The organism is Winogradskyella poriferorum, assembly GCF_036553625.1.
Taxonomy (GTDB): Bacteria; Bacteroidota; Bacteroidia; order Flavobacteriales; family Flavobacteriaceae; genus Winogradskyella; species Winogradskyella poriferorum.
In genome coordinates this window covers 430464-446534 of sequence record NZ_JAZHOU010000002.1, presented here as the reverse complement: position 1 = coordinate 446534, position 16071 = coordinate 430464, and the positions used below count along the sequence as shown (strand labels likewise).

At 33.1% G+C, this 16071-nt stretch carries 16 protein-coding genes; 10 read left to right on the top strand and 6 right to left on the bottom strand.

Annotation, left to right across the window (positions count from 1 at the left end; translation table 11 throughout):
• Positions 1-912 carry a helix-turn-helix domain-containing protein gene (locus V1468_RS08225; protein WP_331809759.1) on the bottom strand — a complete coding sequence of 304 codons (912 nt, stop codon included), beginning with the start codon at positions 910-912 and terminating at the stop codon, positions 1-3.
• Positions 913-921: 9 nt separating this feature from the next.
• A complete protein-coding gene (locus V1468_RS08220; RefSeq protein ID WP_331809758.1) occupies positions 922-1866 on the bottom strand; it encodes an SDR family oxidoreductase in 945 nt (314 codons plus the stop codon).
• 366 nt (positions 1867-2232) lie between these two features.
• Here V1468_RS08220 and V1468_RS08215 point away from each other — a divergent pair, with 366 nt between their 5' ends.
• Positions 2233-3366, top strand: coding sequence for a carboxypeptidase-like regulatory domain-containing protein (locus tag V1468_RS08215; protein ID WP_331809757.1), 1134 nt, complete (start codon positions 2233-2235; stop codon positions 3364-3366).
• Between the two features lie 157 nt (positions 3367-3523).
• On the opposite strand, the gene V1468_RS08210 is transcribed toward V1468_RS08215, so the two are convergent.
• The 3 genes from V1468_RS08210 to V1468_RS08200 all read right to left on the bottom strand — a co-directional run bounded on the left by V1468_RS08210 (position 3524) and on the right by V1468_RS08200 (position 7016).
• Positions 3524-4963 (bottom strand): nucleoside hydrolase-like domain-containing protein, encoded by a 1440-nt coding sequence (locus V1468_RS08210; RefSeq protein WP_331809756.1) that lies wholly within the window; start codon positions 4961-4963, stop codon positions 3524-3526.
• Positions 4964-4996: 33 nt separating this feature from the next.
• Positions 4997-5818: a sterol desaturase family protein gene (locus V1468_RS08205; RefSeq protein ID WP_331809755.1), complete on the bottom strand. Its 822-nt coding sequence runs from the start codon at positions 5816-5818 to the stop codon at positions 4997-4999.
• An 844-nt stretch (positions 5819-6662) separates the two neighbouring features.
• Entirely contained in the window at positions 6663-7016 is a 354-nt protein-coding gene (locus tag V1468_RS08200) for a 4Fe-4S dicluster domain-containing protein (protein ID WP_331809754.1), read from the bottom strand.
• Between the two features lie 76 nt (positions 7017-7092).
• Between V1468_RS08200 and V1468_RS08195 the strand changes: the two genes are divergently transcribed.
• The 9 genes from V1468_RS08195 to V1468_RS08155 all read left to right on the top strand — a co-directional run bounded on the left by V1468_RS08195 (position 7093) and on the right by V1468_RS08155 (position 15730).
• A complete protein-coding gene (locus tag V1468_RS08195; RefSeq protein ID WP_331809753.1) occupies positions 7093-8151 on the top strand; it encodes an acyl-CoA reductase in 1059 nt (352 codons plus the stop codon).
• Between the two features lie 113 nt (positions 8152-8264).
• Positions 8265-9326, top strand: coding sequence for a 3-phosphoserine/phosphohydroxythreonine transaminase (serC, locus tag V1468_RS08190; RefSeq protein ID WP_331809752.1), 1062 nt, complete (start codon positions 8265-8267; stop codon positions 9324-9326).
• A 127-nt stretch (positions 9327-9453) separates the two neighbouring features.
• Positions 9454-10404: a D-2-hydroxyacid dehydrogenase gene (locus tag V1468_RS08185; protein ID WP_331809751.1), complete on the top strand. Its 951-nt coding sequence runs from the start codon at positions 9454-9456 to the stop codon at positions 10402-10404.
• Between the two features lie 104 nt (positions 10405-10508).
• Positions 10509-11144 (top strand): DUF937 domain-containing protein, encoded by a 636-nt coding sequence (locus V1468_RS08180; protein ID WP_331809750.1) that lies wholly within the window; start codon positions 10509-10511, stop codon positions 11142-11144.
• Positions 11145-11297: 153 nt separating this feature from the next.
• Positions 11298-11765, top strand: coding sequence for a DUF6146 family protein (locus V1468_RS08175; RefSeq protein WP_331809749.1), 468 nt, complete (start codon positions 11298-11300; stop codon positions 11763-11765).
• Between the two features lie 28 nt (positions 11766-11793).
• On the top strand, positions 11794-12282 hold the full coding sequence (locus V1468_RS08170; RefSeq protein WP_331809748.1) for a DUF6787 family protein: 489 nt from the start codon (positions 11794-11796) through the stop codon (positions 12280-12282).
• Positions 12279-12620 carry a hypothetical protein gene (locus tag V1468_RS08165; protein ID WP_331809747.1) on the top strand — a complete coding sequence of 114 codons (342 nt, stop codon included), beginning with the start codon at positions 12279-12281 and terminating at the stop codon, positions 12618-12620. Before V1468_RS08170 ends, V1468_RS08165 begins: the two co-directional genes overlap by 4 nt.
• Positions 12621-12700: 80 nt before the next feature.
• Positions 12701-15109 (top strand): TonB-dependent receptor, encoded by a 2409-nt coding sequence (locus V1468_RS08160; RefSeq protein WP_331809746.1) that lies wholly within the window; start codon positions 12701-12703, stop codon positions 15107-15109.
• Between the two features lie 36 nt (positions 15110-15145).
• Positions 15146-15730 (top strand): type 1 periplasmic binding fold superfamily protein, encoded by a 585-nt coding sequence (locus V1468_RS08155; RefSeq protein WP_331809745.1) that lies wholly within the window; start codon positions 15146-15148, stop codon positions 15728-15730.
• A gap of 52 nt (positions 15731-15782) precedes the next feature.
• Here V1468_RS08155 and V1468_RS08150 read toward each other — a convergent pair whose 3' ends face one another.
• On the bottom strand, positions 15783-16052 hold the full coding sequence (locus tag V1468_RS08150; RefSeq protein ID WP_331809744.1) for a hypothetical protein: 270 nt from the start codon (positions 16050-16052) through the stop codon (positions 15783-15785).
• Positions 16053-16071: the final 19 nt, after the last annotated feature.

Genomic DNA, 16071 nt, shown 5'->3' with positions numbered 1-16071 from the left:
TTAATTTAGCTTATATTTTTCTCTGTATTCTGTCGGACTTATTCCTTCTTTCTTTTTGAAAAGTCTTGAAAAATAGGCTGGATATTCGAATCCTAAATCGTAAGCAACTTCAGACACAGTTTTATGCGGTTGCAGTAAAATGTTTTTTGCTTCATCGATTAAGTATAAGTGTAGATGTTCGGTTGTAGTTTTGCCTGTTTCTTTCTTAAGTGTATCGCTTAAATAGCGTTGTGAAACCGATAATTTATCTGCTATTTGCTCAATGTTCGGAATGCCATTTTCTTGAAGTTTTCCCGATTCAAAATAAGAGTCCAAATAATGATTAAAATGCTCCAACAAATTATTGGACAATTCTTTACGATTTATAAATTGCCTTTCATAAAAACGATTGGCGTATTTAAGCAAGGTGTCTAATTGAGAAATGATGATATCTTTACTAAACTCGTCTTGATTGTTTTGATATTCAATTTCAATATTTTCAACAATAGATTCTATCTGTTTTTCTTCTTTGGGCGAAAGATGCAAAGCTTCATTTACGGAATATGAAAAGAAGCCATATTTTTTTATTTGTTGAGCTAATTCAGTTCCCTTTATAAAATCTTCGTGAAAGTTTATTGAAAAGCCATTTGGCTCAAATGCCACATTATTATCCCATTGTAAGACTTGTCTGGGTGCAATAAAAATCAAAGCTCCATTAGTGAAATCATATTTTGTGCGTCCATAGTTTAAATCTCCTTTTATATTTTTCTTAAAACTAATAGAATAACAATCATTTGTAATAGGTGGAGAACTTTCTTTTGAACAAGGCGGAAAACCATTCCCTTTTGAGTTGAACACACTTAACATAGGATGCTCTGGACTTGGAAAGCCTAAATAATCTAAATACGATGATAAAGTTTTAAAATGTTGCATACTACAAATTTAAATATTCCATTTTACACCAGTTTCTTTTTCTGATAACTCCCATAATCTTTTAGCTACCGCTTTATCTTTAGCGTGTGGTTTTATTTCGTGTGCTCCTACAGGTCCTACCCAATTGCTTCTTCCTGTAGGACCGTAAAATCCTTCTTGGTCTAAATTTTCTTCGGTAGCACACATTAATTGAGGATACGCACCTTTTTCAGCCGATTGTGTGAGTGGCATCATAAGGTAAAACATAATTTTCATCATAAAACTACCACTTGTATTTATAAGGTTTGTTCTTGACGCACCTGGATGACAAGCGTATGCTTTAACATCTGTATTTCCCGCTTCTTTTAATCTATCTTGTAATTCGTATATAGTCATTATTTGAGCCAATTTACTTTGACTGTAAGCGGTATTTGGAACATAACCTTTATCCCAATTTAAATCGTCAAAATTGATGGTTTTAATGCCCATATCATAACCCATACTTCCGACGGTTACGATTCGTCCTTTAGATTTTTCAATAAGTGGGAACAGTAAGGCTTGTAATGTCCAATTTCCAAAGTAGTTTGTTCCCATTTGACTTTCCCAACCGTCTTCTGTTAGCGTCTGTTTTGGTACTTGTGCAATTGCTGCATTACAGATTAGAGCATTGATTTGAGGAATTGTTTTTAGAACTTCTTCGGCTGCTTTTTTTACTGAAGCTTGTTTTGATAAGTCCATTTGAATGTTTGACACATCAATATCGTTGCCTAATTCTTGTTTTAATGTAACTATAATGTCTTCCGCTTTTTTAGAGTTCCTATTAAGCATAACCACTTTTGCTCCTTTTGAAAGTAGAATTTTTGCAGCTTCAAATCCTGTTCCGCTTGTAGTACCCGTTATAATGAACGTTTTACCATTTAAATTGTCTATCCTATCAGGTGTCCAACCTTTTTTACCAAATTGATTTGCTTTCATTTTCGTCTATTTTTTTTAGGTTAAAAATTATAATACAAAGGTCGATTAGAGGTGTACTTGAATCCTTATACAAATTTTCTAAAGTTATATACTTTTTGGTTGGTCATAATTACAAACAACATTAAGATATAGTTCCGTTTCAATGAACTATAGAGATTGATACTGAAACAAGTCTAGCACAAGTAAGCAAGTTCGTATTTTTTTTAAGCAACAAATAAATACGTAACCCTAAGTATTTTTTTAAAATATGAAATGCTTAAGTAGGAAAAATCAAAGTCTAACTGTTATATAGTTGTAGTATAGACGCAACCCTTTAATTAAATTGCTATCTACACTAAAGAAAACCTAATTAATCCAACCATCACTATGAAAAAATCAATCGTACTTCTTCTTGTTTTTATTTCTGCCCTATCGTGTTCTAAAGAACAAACAAATAACAGTTCTGGAGACTATAGTATTTCAGGAAAATTTGTAACACCCAATGGTTTAGATCCAGTATCTAAGGCTAGTGTAAAGCTTTATAAAGATGGTACTTTGGTACAAGATGCGTTGACTGATAGTGAAGGTAATTTTATACTAGACAACCTCACTAAGGACAGCTACGACCTTTCTATATCAAAAGGTCAGTTTAGAACATCAACCTCTGTTGACCTTGGCGATCTTATAGATGCCTTTACATTTGATTTAGATAGTTTACCAATTGATGAACTACCTTCAATTGCTGTTGTTACAGGATATTACGACCATATTGAAGAAGTGTTATACAACATTGGCTTGGTAGACCAAACAACAGGAGAACCGCTTTTTGATATCATTGACGGTCAAGATGTTGCGGATCGTAGTACTGTTCGCAATGGTCATCATCAAAGCAATGCTGTTGCAAAACGAAACAACCCAATGCTAGCACCTAACGTAGATTTTGGTTTTGGTGATTTTATAGAGTCTCCAACACTTTTAGCCAACTACGATATTATTTTCTTAAACTGCGGTTTAAATGAAACAAAAACTCAATTTGGCAATAACCTTAATGACTTTGTTACTAATGGTGGTTTGTTATATGCTACAGATTGGGCTTATTCTTACCTAGCCTTTATTACTCAAGGTGGTGCAGATTATTTAAGTTTTTATGAACCTGACAAAAGCGGCACGTCGTTATCTACTGAAGCAGAAGTTTTAGACCAAACACTCATTGATTGGCTAGATTTAAATTATAATATCGAAGTACCAAATGCTACGGTTACAATAGATGAGTTTCTTAGTAGTTGGCAAGTTGTAGACACTTATGATCCTACTACAGTTATTCCTTGGCTTTACGGTCCTGTAGAATATGATGGCATCAGTGAAAGTAAGCATTTAGCCTATACCTTCTTACATGGAGATGGAGGTGTATTATACTCTTCATTTCATACCGAAAACAACACGTCTGATGCTACAACTGTAGAACGTTTAATGCAGTATATGGTTTTTGAATTAGCAGACATGAAAGTTACCGTAGATTAAGGATGTAAACCAAGAATAATGATTATTGAAGTATGCTAAACTATAACCATAAATCGTTTTAGTTTAGCATAACTTTAATCTACCTTAACCATTTTTATCTTTCAATCTATAATCTCACTTTTAGAGTGGCAAGTATATCTATTTTGTTTTGTTTTAATTATTTTGGTATTATTTCTAGTATAATTCTCTTATAGCTAGACAATGACGGCCTTCCTTTATCCGATAGTTTTAAAATAACGTGAATAGTTTGCTTTGTGCTTACCTCTGGAGCTTTTCCATGAACTTTATGAGCATTTTCGGGTTGACCTAATTCAAATTTTCCGTTGTAAGTGCCTGCCTCTGGATATTGAAACCACAAAAAACTAAGATTATCTCCATCTGGATCAGTAGAATTTGACGCATCTAACTGAAATGAGTCTCCAGATTTAACTGTAATTCTTTCCGGATGAGATAGTACTGGTATTGGTGGATGGTTTGCGTTTTCATATGACATAGTACACCAATCCATTCGAGCAGCAAAATCATTCTGAAAATCATCTCTCCATCTCCACACAGTTTCTTTGAAACCTTTAAAAACTGTGGTATCCTTTTTGACAGATCTACCATATTCACTTTGTACAAATCGAACATAGGTATCAACTCCATTTGTCCAAATTGGCCTTGTTTCTGGCGCAATCTTAACGATTGAACTTCCGTCTTTAGTTTTAGAAAAATCGGGCTTATAAAGTTCATACCTACCTCCCCAACCTCCCCAATTAGGGTGCTCTGGATTGTTCAATCCATTTGGAATTAACAATAAAAAAGCAGGAGTATCTCCTTCTACACCCCAAGAAACATCAGGATAAACAGCTCCTAAAGCTCCATGACCTTGTTGAATATGCTCTGCCAACCATTTGTTACTAATAGTAGTGTTATCTATACCTGAAAAAACACCATTTATACCTGTCCATGTTGCACTAGAATAATCATCACCCGGAGAAACTATGTAAAACAAATCAGGGAAATTGTTTCTAATCCATATACCACTATCATCTTGATCTGAAATAGTATAAACTCTAAGTTTTGAGGTAAGCTTTTTTATATCTGTTGTACTTTTAGTGTTTTTTATTTTGTATAGTGCTTGCGCCAAAGTATTTACACCTCCCCAAACAGAAATCCATAATGGTCTATCGTCGTTTTCCTCTAATTCCTTAATAATCAAATCGGAACCTTCTGAATCCATTCCTTCGCCAACACCTGTCATTCCATATTTAGGTAATCCACTTGAAACAAGATTAAGCAAATCTTCTGCCTTAGGAAATCCTTGTTGATGCTTTAATAAATTAGGTTGTATCTCATCGTATGCTTTTATTACTTTTATAATTGACTCTGGATTTACCAAATTTGTATGCCAGCACGAGGTTGTTGCTATTAACCCTTTAATATCTATTTGATTAGAATACAAGAATAATCTAACTAACGATTGTGTATCATCTGGATCTGCTTCAACATCCGTTAAAATAATTACTCTATGTTTTTGAAGCGGCTCTTGGGCAACTAACCTGTTAATAAACAGACTAGTTGCAAAGATTGTGATTAATAAAACGTTTCTTAACATTTTCTAAATTTAGTTATTGTTAAATTTTGATTTTTATTCAGCCTTTTCATCAAAATCATTCCTTTTAATGTTTAGAAAAGGACTTTTAATTAAATAGATAAACAATTGTTTCTCGTCCACATCAAACTCTGCTAATCCATATTTCATATCCTCTACTGGCATCATTTTAAAAGTTCCGAATAACCTATCCCAAATTATAAATATATCTGCATAGTTAGAATCTGTATACACCTGATTTTGTTGATGGTGGACTCTATGGTGGTCTGGCATTACAAAGATTAATCCAAGAGACGAATTCAACCATTTTGGGTAATTTAAATTTGCATGCTCAAAAAAGAAGAATATGTAAAGAATAAAATAATATAATGCCATAGAAAAAACATCAGTTCCAAATAATACAGCAGTAATTATATTTCCAATTCCAAATACAAGAATTAACTCCATGGGATGAAATCTAAAAACCGTTGAAGAATCCATTGTTGTATCACTATGATGTACTCTATGAAATCTCCATAGCAAAGGAATTTTATGAGTTGCTCTGTGAATCCAGTATGCCGTTATGTCGTACAAGGCTACAGAAATAAAAAGTTTTGCCCAAATTGGTAATTCTATTAAATATAAAAGTCCAATGTTGTGTGCGTTTAACCATTCGATAGAAGCTACTTGAAATGTTACAAAAAAAACATTTAAAATAACTAGTATAACTTGAAATAATACATTTTGAAATAGATGATTAAATCTGTTCTTAAAACTAAATGGCGATTTCATTATTTGCTCTAAAGAAAAGAAGAGGGCAATTAATCCAATAACTATATAATTTGGGTCTATTTCTAATAAATTGTTTAGTAAATCCATAACTTAAACATTAGATCAATTATTTTGACTTGTTTTCTATATTACACTTAACTATTTCACAATGATTTGGTTATTGGTGTTTCTATAAAGTAACTATAAAACCGAAATCAAACCTTGGCTTGAAGTTAAGTATTTTCGATTAAAAAATTGTGTCACAATGAATTATAACCGTTATTGTTGATTGTTTTTTATGTTTTATCAGGAAAATGGTCAGTCAATCCGATAAAAACCTCCTTGTGAGAACGTATTTCATATTTCCCATTGTCATTTGTTTTTATCACAAAATTCAGCTTATATATATTGGAAAATCCGTGTACAAGATTCATTAATCCTTGAAATTTTTTAATTTCATCATATTCCAATTCAATTTTCCGAGTTTTTGACAAGAGCAGAATTCCGTTTGCTTTTAACTCCAATTCCGCTTTTTCATAATTCCGTAGTCCTTTGAGCCATTCGCCAAATAGAAAAATAATTGTTGAAATTTAGATAAATATATAAACATTCCGATTTACAAATTCAATCAGATAGATGATTGTTATTTCGGATGGTAAATAATTAGCTGGTAACAAGAATAGGCAAAACATAAATGTGAAAAAAAATCCGAAGTTCGCAATTTCACTTCCGATTTTATTAATCTTTCTTCTCTCAGCTAATTGTATATCGAATGTTTCTTTCAAATGCTATATATCTGGATTTACATAAACGAATATATACCTTTATTTTTTGAAATTACGAGATCAACCAACAGGTCAGTACCTAATCATACGTATTTTTAATAAAAAAATCCTGAGCAAAATTACTCAGGATTATATTTATTATTCATTAATATTAATTGCTCATTAATTTAATCGTCTGGGTGCATAAAGCGTTGTTTACCTAATAACGCTTCTTCAGTTTCAACATGGTCCTCATCTGGCACACAACAATCTACAGGGCAAACCGCAGCACACTGTGGCTCTTCATGAAAACCAACACACTCAGTACATTTATCTGGCACAATGTAATATAACTCGTCGCTTATAGGCTCTTGTGCTTCATCTGCATCTACTTCCTTTCCGTTTGGTAATACTATAGTACCATTCAAACTTGTACCATCTTTATAGCGCCAATCATCAGCACCTTCATAAATAGCAGTATTAGGACATTCTGGCTCACAAGCTCCACAATTTATACATTCATCCGTGATTATAATTGCCATAGTAAATTTTAGGTTTTTATTGCTTAATTTTGCACTTGCAAAAATAAAGCCAAAATGGCGTTTTACCAAACTCTACATGGATTTACAACAAAGAATTAACGCTTTCTCTAAATTAGGTCAGTTTTTAAGTCAATTTACCACTAAAGGTATTCAAAAAGATGATACTGTAGAAGCTAACGACCTTTTTTTCGATGGGTTTAAACACCAAATAAAACTAGCTAAAGAGCACAATGGCTGGTTTACAGAAGCAAACGTATACTTCAGTTTAGAGTCTTGGGCAAATGCACTTAAAATGAGTAATATCACCAAATGGGTAGGTCACTACGATTTTAATAATGTAGAGCCAAAAACCATAGGTATTATTATGGCTGGCAATATACCGTTAGTAGGCTTTCATGACTTCTTATCTGTACTGATGTCTGGACACAACGTGTTGGTAAAGCAGTCCTCTAACGACAAGCACCTACTACCCTATTTAGCAAAGTATCTTGAAGTAGTAGAACCAGGCTTTAAAAACAAGATTACATTCTCAAAAGACAAGCTTGAAAATTTTGATGCAGTCATTGCAACAGGTAGCGATAATACAGCACGTTATTTTGAATATTACTTTAAAAACAAACCATCCATCATCAGAAAAAACAGAAATTCTGTCGCCATTCTCACTGGTAAAGAGTCTAAAGACCAGCTAGAATCGCTGTCTGATGATATCTTTAGATACTACGGTTTGGGTTGCAGAAATGTCTCAAAACTATTTGTACCCAAAACCTATAATTTCGATGCCTTCTTTAATGCGGTTTATAAGTGGCACCCAGTTATTAACGAAGCCAAGTATGCTAATAATTACGACTACAATAAAGCGGTGTATCTTATGAGCGAATTCGACATGCTAGAGAATGGTTTCCTAATGATTAAAGAAGACCAAAGCTATGCTTCGCCTATTGCCACAGTGTTTTATGAGTATTACGAATCTTCAGAAGATCTTAAAGTAAAAACACAGGAAGATAAAGACAAAATACAATGTATTGTAGCCGATGGATTTTCAGAAAATGAAATAGCATTTGGACACACTCAAAAACCTGAACTTTGGGATTATGCAGATAATGTAGATACTGTTGATTTCTTGTTAAAAATTTGATACAAAAATTAAGGATTAATTAGTGTTTTATAGTCAATTAATTAGCACCTTTGTAACATATCAAACAAAAAATAACAAATTTCTGAAGCATCAGAAATGAAACTATATTCTTCATGAAAAAACATAATTTTAGTGCAGGTCCATGTGTACTTCCAAAATCTGTAATTCAAAAAGCTTCTGAAGCACTTATAAACTTTGACGATGGTTTATCGCTTATAGAAATTTCGCATCGTAGCAAGCCTTTTGTAGATGTTATGGAAAACGCAAGAGCTTTAGCTTTAGAACTTTTAGGTTTAGAAGGAAAAGGTTATAAAGCCTTATTCTTACAAGGCGGAGCGAGTACACAGTTTTTAATGGTAGCACTAAATCTTCTTGAGAAAAGAGCTGGGTATTTAAATACAGGAACATGGAGTGATAAGGCTATAAAAGAAGCTAAAATTTATGATGATATCTATGAAGTAGCCTCTTCAAAAAGTGCTAACTTTAATTACATTCCTAAAGGATATGATATTCCTGAAGATTACGACTATTTTCACTGTACTTCTAACAATACCATTTTCGGAACACAAATGAAGAGTTTCCCAGACTCTCCTATTCCTATGGTTTGCGATATGAGTAGTGATATCTTCTCTCGTCAATTAGACTTTACACAATTTGATTTAATTTATGCTGGCGCACAAAAAAATATGGGCCCTGCAGGTACAACACTTGTGGTTGTTAAAGAAGACATCTTAGGTAAAGTATCACGCAAAATTCCTTCTATGATGGACTATAAAGTACACATCAGCAAAGGAAGTATGTTTAATACACCACCTGTATTTGCAGTATACACCTCTATGCTAACCTTACAATGGTTAAAGGACTTAGGAGGTATAAAAGCTATTGAAGAAGAAAACGAAAAGAAAGCACGTCTTATTTACTCAGAAATAGACTTAAACCCACTATTTAAAGGTTATGCCGTAAAAGAAGATCGTTCTACAATGAATGCTACTTTTACACTAGAAAACGAAAACCTAAAAGAAACCTTTGATGCCATGTGGGTAGAAGCTGGAATTAACGGTCTTAATGGTCACAGAAGTGTTGGCGGCTACAGAGCATCTATGTACAATGCTCTAAGTTTAGATAGTGTAAAAGCACTTGTAGAGGTTATGAGCGAACTAGAAAGAAAAGCATAAATCAGTTAATAGTAAACCAGTTGCAATAAGCAGTTGTTTTACTCAAAATCTAAAAAAAATTAATCAAAAATTAGAAGTTAACTGTCTACCAACTTTTAACTTTTAACTTTTAACTTTTAACTTAAGAATGAAAGTATTAGCAAACGATGGTGTTTCTCAAAGCGGTATTGACGCTTTAGAAGCAGCTGGTTACGAAGTGATAACAACAACAGTTGCACAAGAACAATTACAAAACTACATCAACGATAAAGAGATTTCTGTACTCTTGGTAAGAAGTGCTACCAAAGTAAGAAAAGACATTATAGACAACTGCCCTAGCCTTAAAATTATTGGTCGCGGTGGTGTTGGTATGGATAATATAGATGTTGAGTATGCCAGAGAAAAAGGACTTCATGTTATTAATACTCCTGCTGCGTCGTCACATTCTGTAGCAGAATTGGTGTTTGGTCACTTCTATGGCTTAGCTAGATTTCTTCACAATTCTAATCGCGATATGCCTTTAGAAGGAGATGCTAACTTTAAAGCACTAAAAAAAGCCTATGCTAAAGGTGTAGAATTAAAAGGAAAAACATTAGGTGTAATCGGTTTTGGAAGAATAGGACAAGCTACAGCTAAGATAGGTATTGGTGCAGGTATGAAGATCGTAGCCTTTGATCCATTTATTGAAGAAACCACTCTAGAATTAGATTTCTTCGATGGTCAAAAAGCAAGCTTCAATATAAAAACAATATCTAAAGAAGCCGTTTTAAAACAAGCCGATTTCATAACACTTCATGTACCAGCTCAAAAAGAGTATGTTATTGATGAAGCCGACTTTTACCAAATGAAGGATGGAGTTATCTTAGCCAACGCTGCTCGTGGAGGTGTTGTAAATGAAGTAGCGTTAGTAAAAGCAATAGAGAGCGGAAAAGTAGCAAGAGCTGCCTTAGATGTTTTTGAAAAAGAACCACAACCAGAAGTTCAATTACTTATGAATCCTGCTTTATCGTTAACACCTCACACTGGTGCTGCTACAAGTGAAGCACAAGACAGAATTGGTGTAGAACTGGCTGAACAGATTATAAAGATATTAGGTTAACAAAATAAATGTGACCTATTTAAACAAAATGAGTCCTATATATTGTATGGGACTTTTTTTGTACCTTATTAAACTGAATTTTTTAACCTTAATTTTATAAAACAATGGAAGGAATTTTAGACTTATTAAATAGTGATTTAGGAAAAACCATAATTAGTGGTGTTTCTGGTTCTACAGGAACGGATCAAGGAAAAACAAGTAGTGTTTTAACAATGGCTTTACCTGTGCTTATGAAAGCTATGGAGCGTAATGCTTCTACACCTGAAGGAGCTCAAGGTCTTATGGGAGCTTTAAGTAATAAGCACGATGGTAGTATCTTAGATAATTTAGGAGGTCTTTTTGGAGGCGGAGTTGATGAAGAAGTAAAAACTGATGGAGATAAAATTCTTGGGCATGTATTAGGACAAAAACGTCAAGGTGTAGAGCAAGTTATCGGACAAAAATCTGGTTTAGATGCTGGTTCTGTTGGTAACATTCTGAAAGTTGCGGCACCAATCTTAATGGGTGTTTTAGGTAAGCAATCTCGCCAAAACAATGTAAGTTCTCAGAGCGACCTTACAGGTTTATTAGGCGGATTACTTGGTGGTAACGACACTAAAAATGAGCAAAGTTTCTTAGAAAAAATATTAGATGCCGATGGAGACGGTAGCGTTATTGATGATGTTGCAGGAATGGTACTTGGAGGTGCTAAGAAAAAAGGTGGTCTTGGTGGTCTTTTAGGAGGCTTATTCGGAAAATAAAATCCTACCATATTTATATATAATAAAGCAACTCTTAGGAGTTGCTTTTTTTATTTATGTAGTCTCACTCATTGATTTGGTGTATTTACTCATTAGCTATTTTACAAAACACTATTAGTGCTTTAATTTGTCTTTAACATCAATTATTCTAAAATGAAAAAAATTATTAATACCTTTAATGTTATGAAAAAGATTATTCCATTCGTTGTTCTTATTGCATTAATTGCCAGTTGCAAATCGTACAATACAAATCCAACGATTAATAATGGTAATGAGAACGCTTTAGTAGAAAATGACACTGTTTCTATAAGCAGTGACGAAACAGATTACGAAATTATTATTATAGAGCCAGGCTTTAATGCTTGGTTAGCCAGTACAGCAAGACCTCGTGGTTTTCATTCTCAAACTTATCTAGAAAACAGAAATATCTATTTGGTACAAGCATGGAATCAAAGAAATCTTCAACCTCATAGTTATGATCCAAACTTGTATCAGGTTAGAATAGACTATGATTCTCGTACGGATTATGGTTATGAAGTTAATTATAAACTCTACAACTACTTTTTATATTTTCAGCTAAAATATAAACAGCAATTAACCTCTATAATTCCTAGAATTTAGCTTAATTTTGCAGCACTGTAAAAGTGCTATGAATAAGTTTAAGGAAAATTGGGAAATTCAACGTAATTGGCAATTAGTTTTTCCGCTAATCGGTCTCCTAAGTCTTGGGTATTCTTCATATAAATTAGCAATGGCCTTTTTCGATAAATTTGGATATATTCTCATTGCTACATTCGCTTTATTTATAAGCCTGTTAGTTTTAACTTTGAAGCTATTTAAGTTCCTTGAAAAGCGTTGGAAACTTCAATACAGATGGGAAATGATACGCGTGTTTATTGTTTTTGCAGTCACAGGTTCTTCTTCATTATACGTAGGAAGACCAATTATTTATTTTCTAGGAATTACTAAAGAAAACTTAAACCCTATCCTCTACTGGATTTTATTTATTATAATTGGACTAATTTTTTATCAGATTCTTTTAGTTACCTTTGGTTGGCTGTTTGGTCAGTTCCAATTCTTCTGGGAATTTGAGAAAAAAATGTTGAGGAGATTTGGCTTAAAACGCTTTGTAGATTGAGTAGAAAAACTATCATAAAACCTACATATAAAGTAATTGCTTTGGTATTAATGCTTGCAGTATTATTACCATCTGCTGTAAAGTTATCTCATGTTTTTACACACCACAAACACGAAGTTTGTAAAAACGATAGTAATGATAACACTCATTTCCACGAATTAGATGTAGACTGTGAGTTTTATAAGTTTAAACTTAATACAAACTACTATTCTGGTTTTTACACATCTGAAACCGTAATTCTAAATAATTACAATAAAGCTCATACAAGCTTTTATTTGTTCTTAAGAACACATCTAGGAGATACCTCTTACTTAAGAGGTCCACCCGCTTCAGCCTAATACTTATCGCAAATAAAAAAATTAATTGCTAGTGTTTCTTATAACACTTAGCAATCAACCACTTACTATAATTTATAGTTATGAGGCTTAAGGCATTATTCATACTTTTACTAATATCTCAGTTAGGTTCTTCACAAGATTGTAATTATACATTTCTTGGCGAACTCAAAGACTTTCACAACAATTCTCCTATCGTTGGTGCTACTATATATATGCAAAATTTAGATAAGTACACAACATCTGATGTCGATGGAAAATTTAAAATTGAAAAGCTCTGCAAAGGAGAATTAACACTTGTTATTTCGCATGTAGGCTGTGAAACCAAAACTATAACATATAACATTGAAAGTGATATTTTTAAAAGTATTGCTTTAGAACATCATATTGAAGAACTTACAGAAGTAACTGTTGCCGGAAGCTCTAAACTAGAGAAAACTAGCATTCAACAAACTGTAAGCAAGTCTGACATAGAGAACTATACAGACCGCTCTTTAGGTGATGCTCTAACTACAGTAAGTGGAGTATCTACATTAAATACAGGTAATAGTATCGTTAAACCAATGATTCATGGGTTACACAGCAGCAGATTGTTAATTATAAATAACAATGTACGTATGTTTGACCAAGAATGGGGAGAAGAACACGCGCCTAATGTAGATATTAATTCTGGTGGACGTATAGAAGTTATAAAAGGTGCAAATACACTTATGCATGGTAGTGATGCTATTGGTGGAATCGTTTTAATTCGTCCAGAAAACTTCATCGCTAAAGACAGCATATTTGGTAGCACATCATTGTCATTAAATTCTAATGGTCTAGGCGGAAATGCAAATACAGAATTGATTAAAACCTATGAAAGTGGTTTTTACGCCAAGGCTCAAGCAAGTTATAAGCGCTTTGGAGATTTTAAAGCTTCAGATTATAACCTATCAAATTCTGGGATAAAAAGTATTAACGCTTCTGCAAGAATTGGATACAAATCTTTTGAAAAAGGATTTGATGCTTACTATAGCTATGTTGATAATACCATTGGTATTATTAGAGCTGCACACGTTGGTAATGTAAACGACTTAGTAAGAGCAATAAACAGACAAGAACCTGCTTATATTAGTGACTTTTCGCATACAATAGAAAATCCTAGGCAAGCGATAATACATCACCTTGGAAAAGTAGAAGCTTATAAGCGTTTTAAGGGCTTAGGAAAGTTATCCCTTCAATACGATTTTCAGATTAACAGAAGAAAAGAGTTTGATAGACGAAGAGCTGGTTTAAATGAGTTGCCTGCTGCCGATTTTAGGTTGTTTACAACCTCATTACAACCTAACTTAAAAATCGACGCTTTTGATAATCTTATTATCAATACAGGCTTCTTGCTTCGTTATCAGCAAAACAGTTCTGCAGACCAAGAATCGACAGGAATTAGTATTCCATTAATTCCAGATTATGACAAATACGAAACTGGTATATATACCATAGCTAACTATGATATAGATACTCGTACTTCTGTAAGTGCTGGTTTTAGATACGATTATGCTAAAATTGAAGCTGAGAAAAAGTATAAAGTCTTTGATTGGGAAGAAAATAATTATGACGAGCTATATCCAGAATTTAGTTCTGGTATCGTAGAGGATTTTGAGATATTAACGTTCCCAGAATTTAGCTTTCATAACATTTCTGCTAATCTAGGCTTAACTAGAAGCTTTAATAATAATCACGAATTATTATTCAATTATGGTTTAGCTTCTAGAATGCCTAATGTTTCTGAATTATTTAGCGATGGTCTACATCATAGTGCTGCAAGAATAGAGATTGGAGATTTAACGCTTACTAAAGAGGTAGCTCATAAATTTTTGTTATCATTTGAAAGAAATAATGAAAACTTTGGGTTCTCTATAAGTCCGTATTACAGGTATATTAATGATTTTATTCAATTAATTCCTGGTGGAGAAGCATCAACCACAATTCGAGGAGCTTTTATTGAATGGCAATACGACCAAGTCAATGCTCAGATATTTGGTGTTGATGTTGATGTTAATAAAAGGTTGACAGATAACTTTAATTATAAAGGAAGCCTTAGCTTATTGCGTGGAGATAACTTAACGGACAATGTTCCATTAATACATATGCCGTCAACAAATTTCTCTAACTCAATTACATATAGCAATAAAAGTCTTAATGAACTTACTGTGGGTATTACACAGTATACCGAATTGAGACAAAATAGGTTTCCAGATTATAATTTTACCACATTCAACCCCATAACTCAAGAGGATACTTATGTAGATATAAGTTCTCCTACGGATGCATTTACACTGTTTCATTTTAACAGTTCTGCTACATTCAAAGTATTTAAGAAAAGTAAACTTAATGTAGCGTTTAATATCAATAACATGTTCAACGTATCGTATAGAAATTACTTAAACAGATTACGTTATTTCGCCGACGACGTTGGAAGAAACTTTAATATAAAACTAAAACTCAATTATTAAATAAAACAAACTATGTCAAATTTTAAAATAAAAACTATGAAATCAAATACAATTAAATTACTTGCGCTATTCTTCGTGTCTAGTTTAGCATTTACAAGCTGTTCTAGTGATGATGATGGTGATCACGACCACAATCATGAGCATGAGGAAGCAAATACGTTAATTTATACATTAACTAATACAACTAACGCTGCAGATGTTGTAACACTAACGTTTCAAGATTTAGATGGAGAAGGTGGCGCAGACGGTACTTACACTGTTTCTGGTCCTTTAACTGCAAACGCATCGTATACAGGTATATTACAATTATTACACGAACATGAAGATGGTGACATTGATGATGTAGGTGCAGAAATTGCAGAAGATGATGCAGAAGACCACGAGATTTTCTATATAAATAATGCTGGTATCACTATTAATACTACTGATGTTGATGGTAATGGTAATCCGCTTGGCTTTATTTCAACAGCAAATACAGGAGCCATTGGCACAGGTCAGTTAACTATTGCGATAATCCACGAAGGAAAAAAACCAAACGACGGTACAGTAGCAGACGCTTTATCTGAAGATGGAACTACTGATATTGAAGTAAGTTTTGATATTGCCGTAGAAGATTTCTAATCGTAATTATAGTATTAAAAAAAGGCTGAACTAATAGTTCAGCCTTTTTTTATTATGCTTTTACTAAGTTATCACTCTCTTTGTTTAAAACAAAGGTGTACAACCACATTAACGAGAATGTAGGTACAATATCCATAAACGGCAAAGCCTCTTCTGCAAACGAAATCACCGCTGCAACTTTTCCTTTTCTTCCTCTGTACATTTTTGTCATTAAATAAGCAGATAATGGTGCCCAAACAACATCAAAAAGCGGAAAAATAAAAGACACATACCCTAATGCGTCAAAAAATATACTAAGACCTAATTTTTTATATGTATTCATGTAGCTATTTAATTATTAA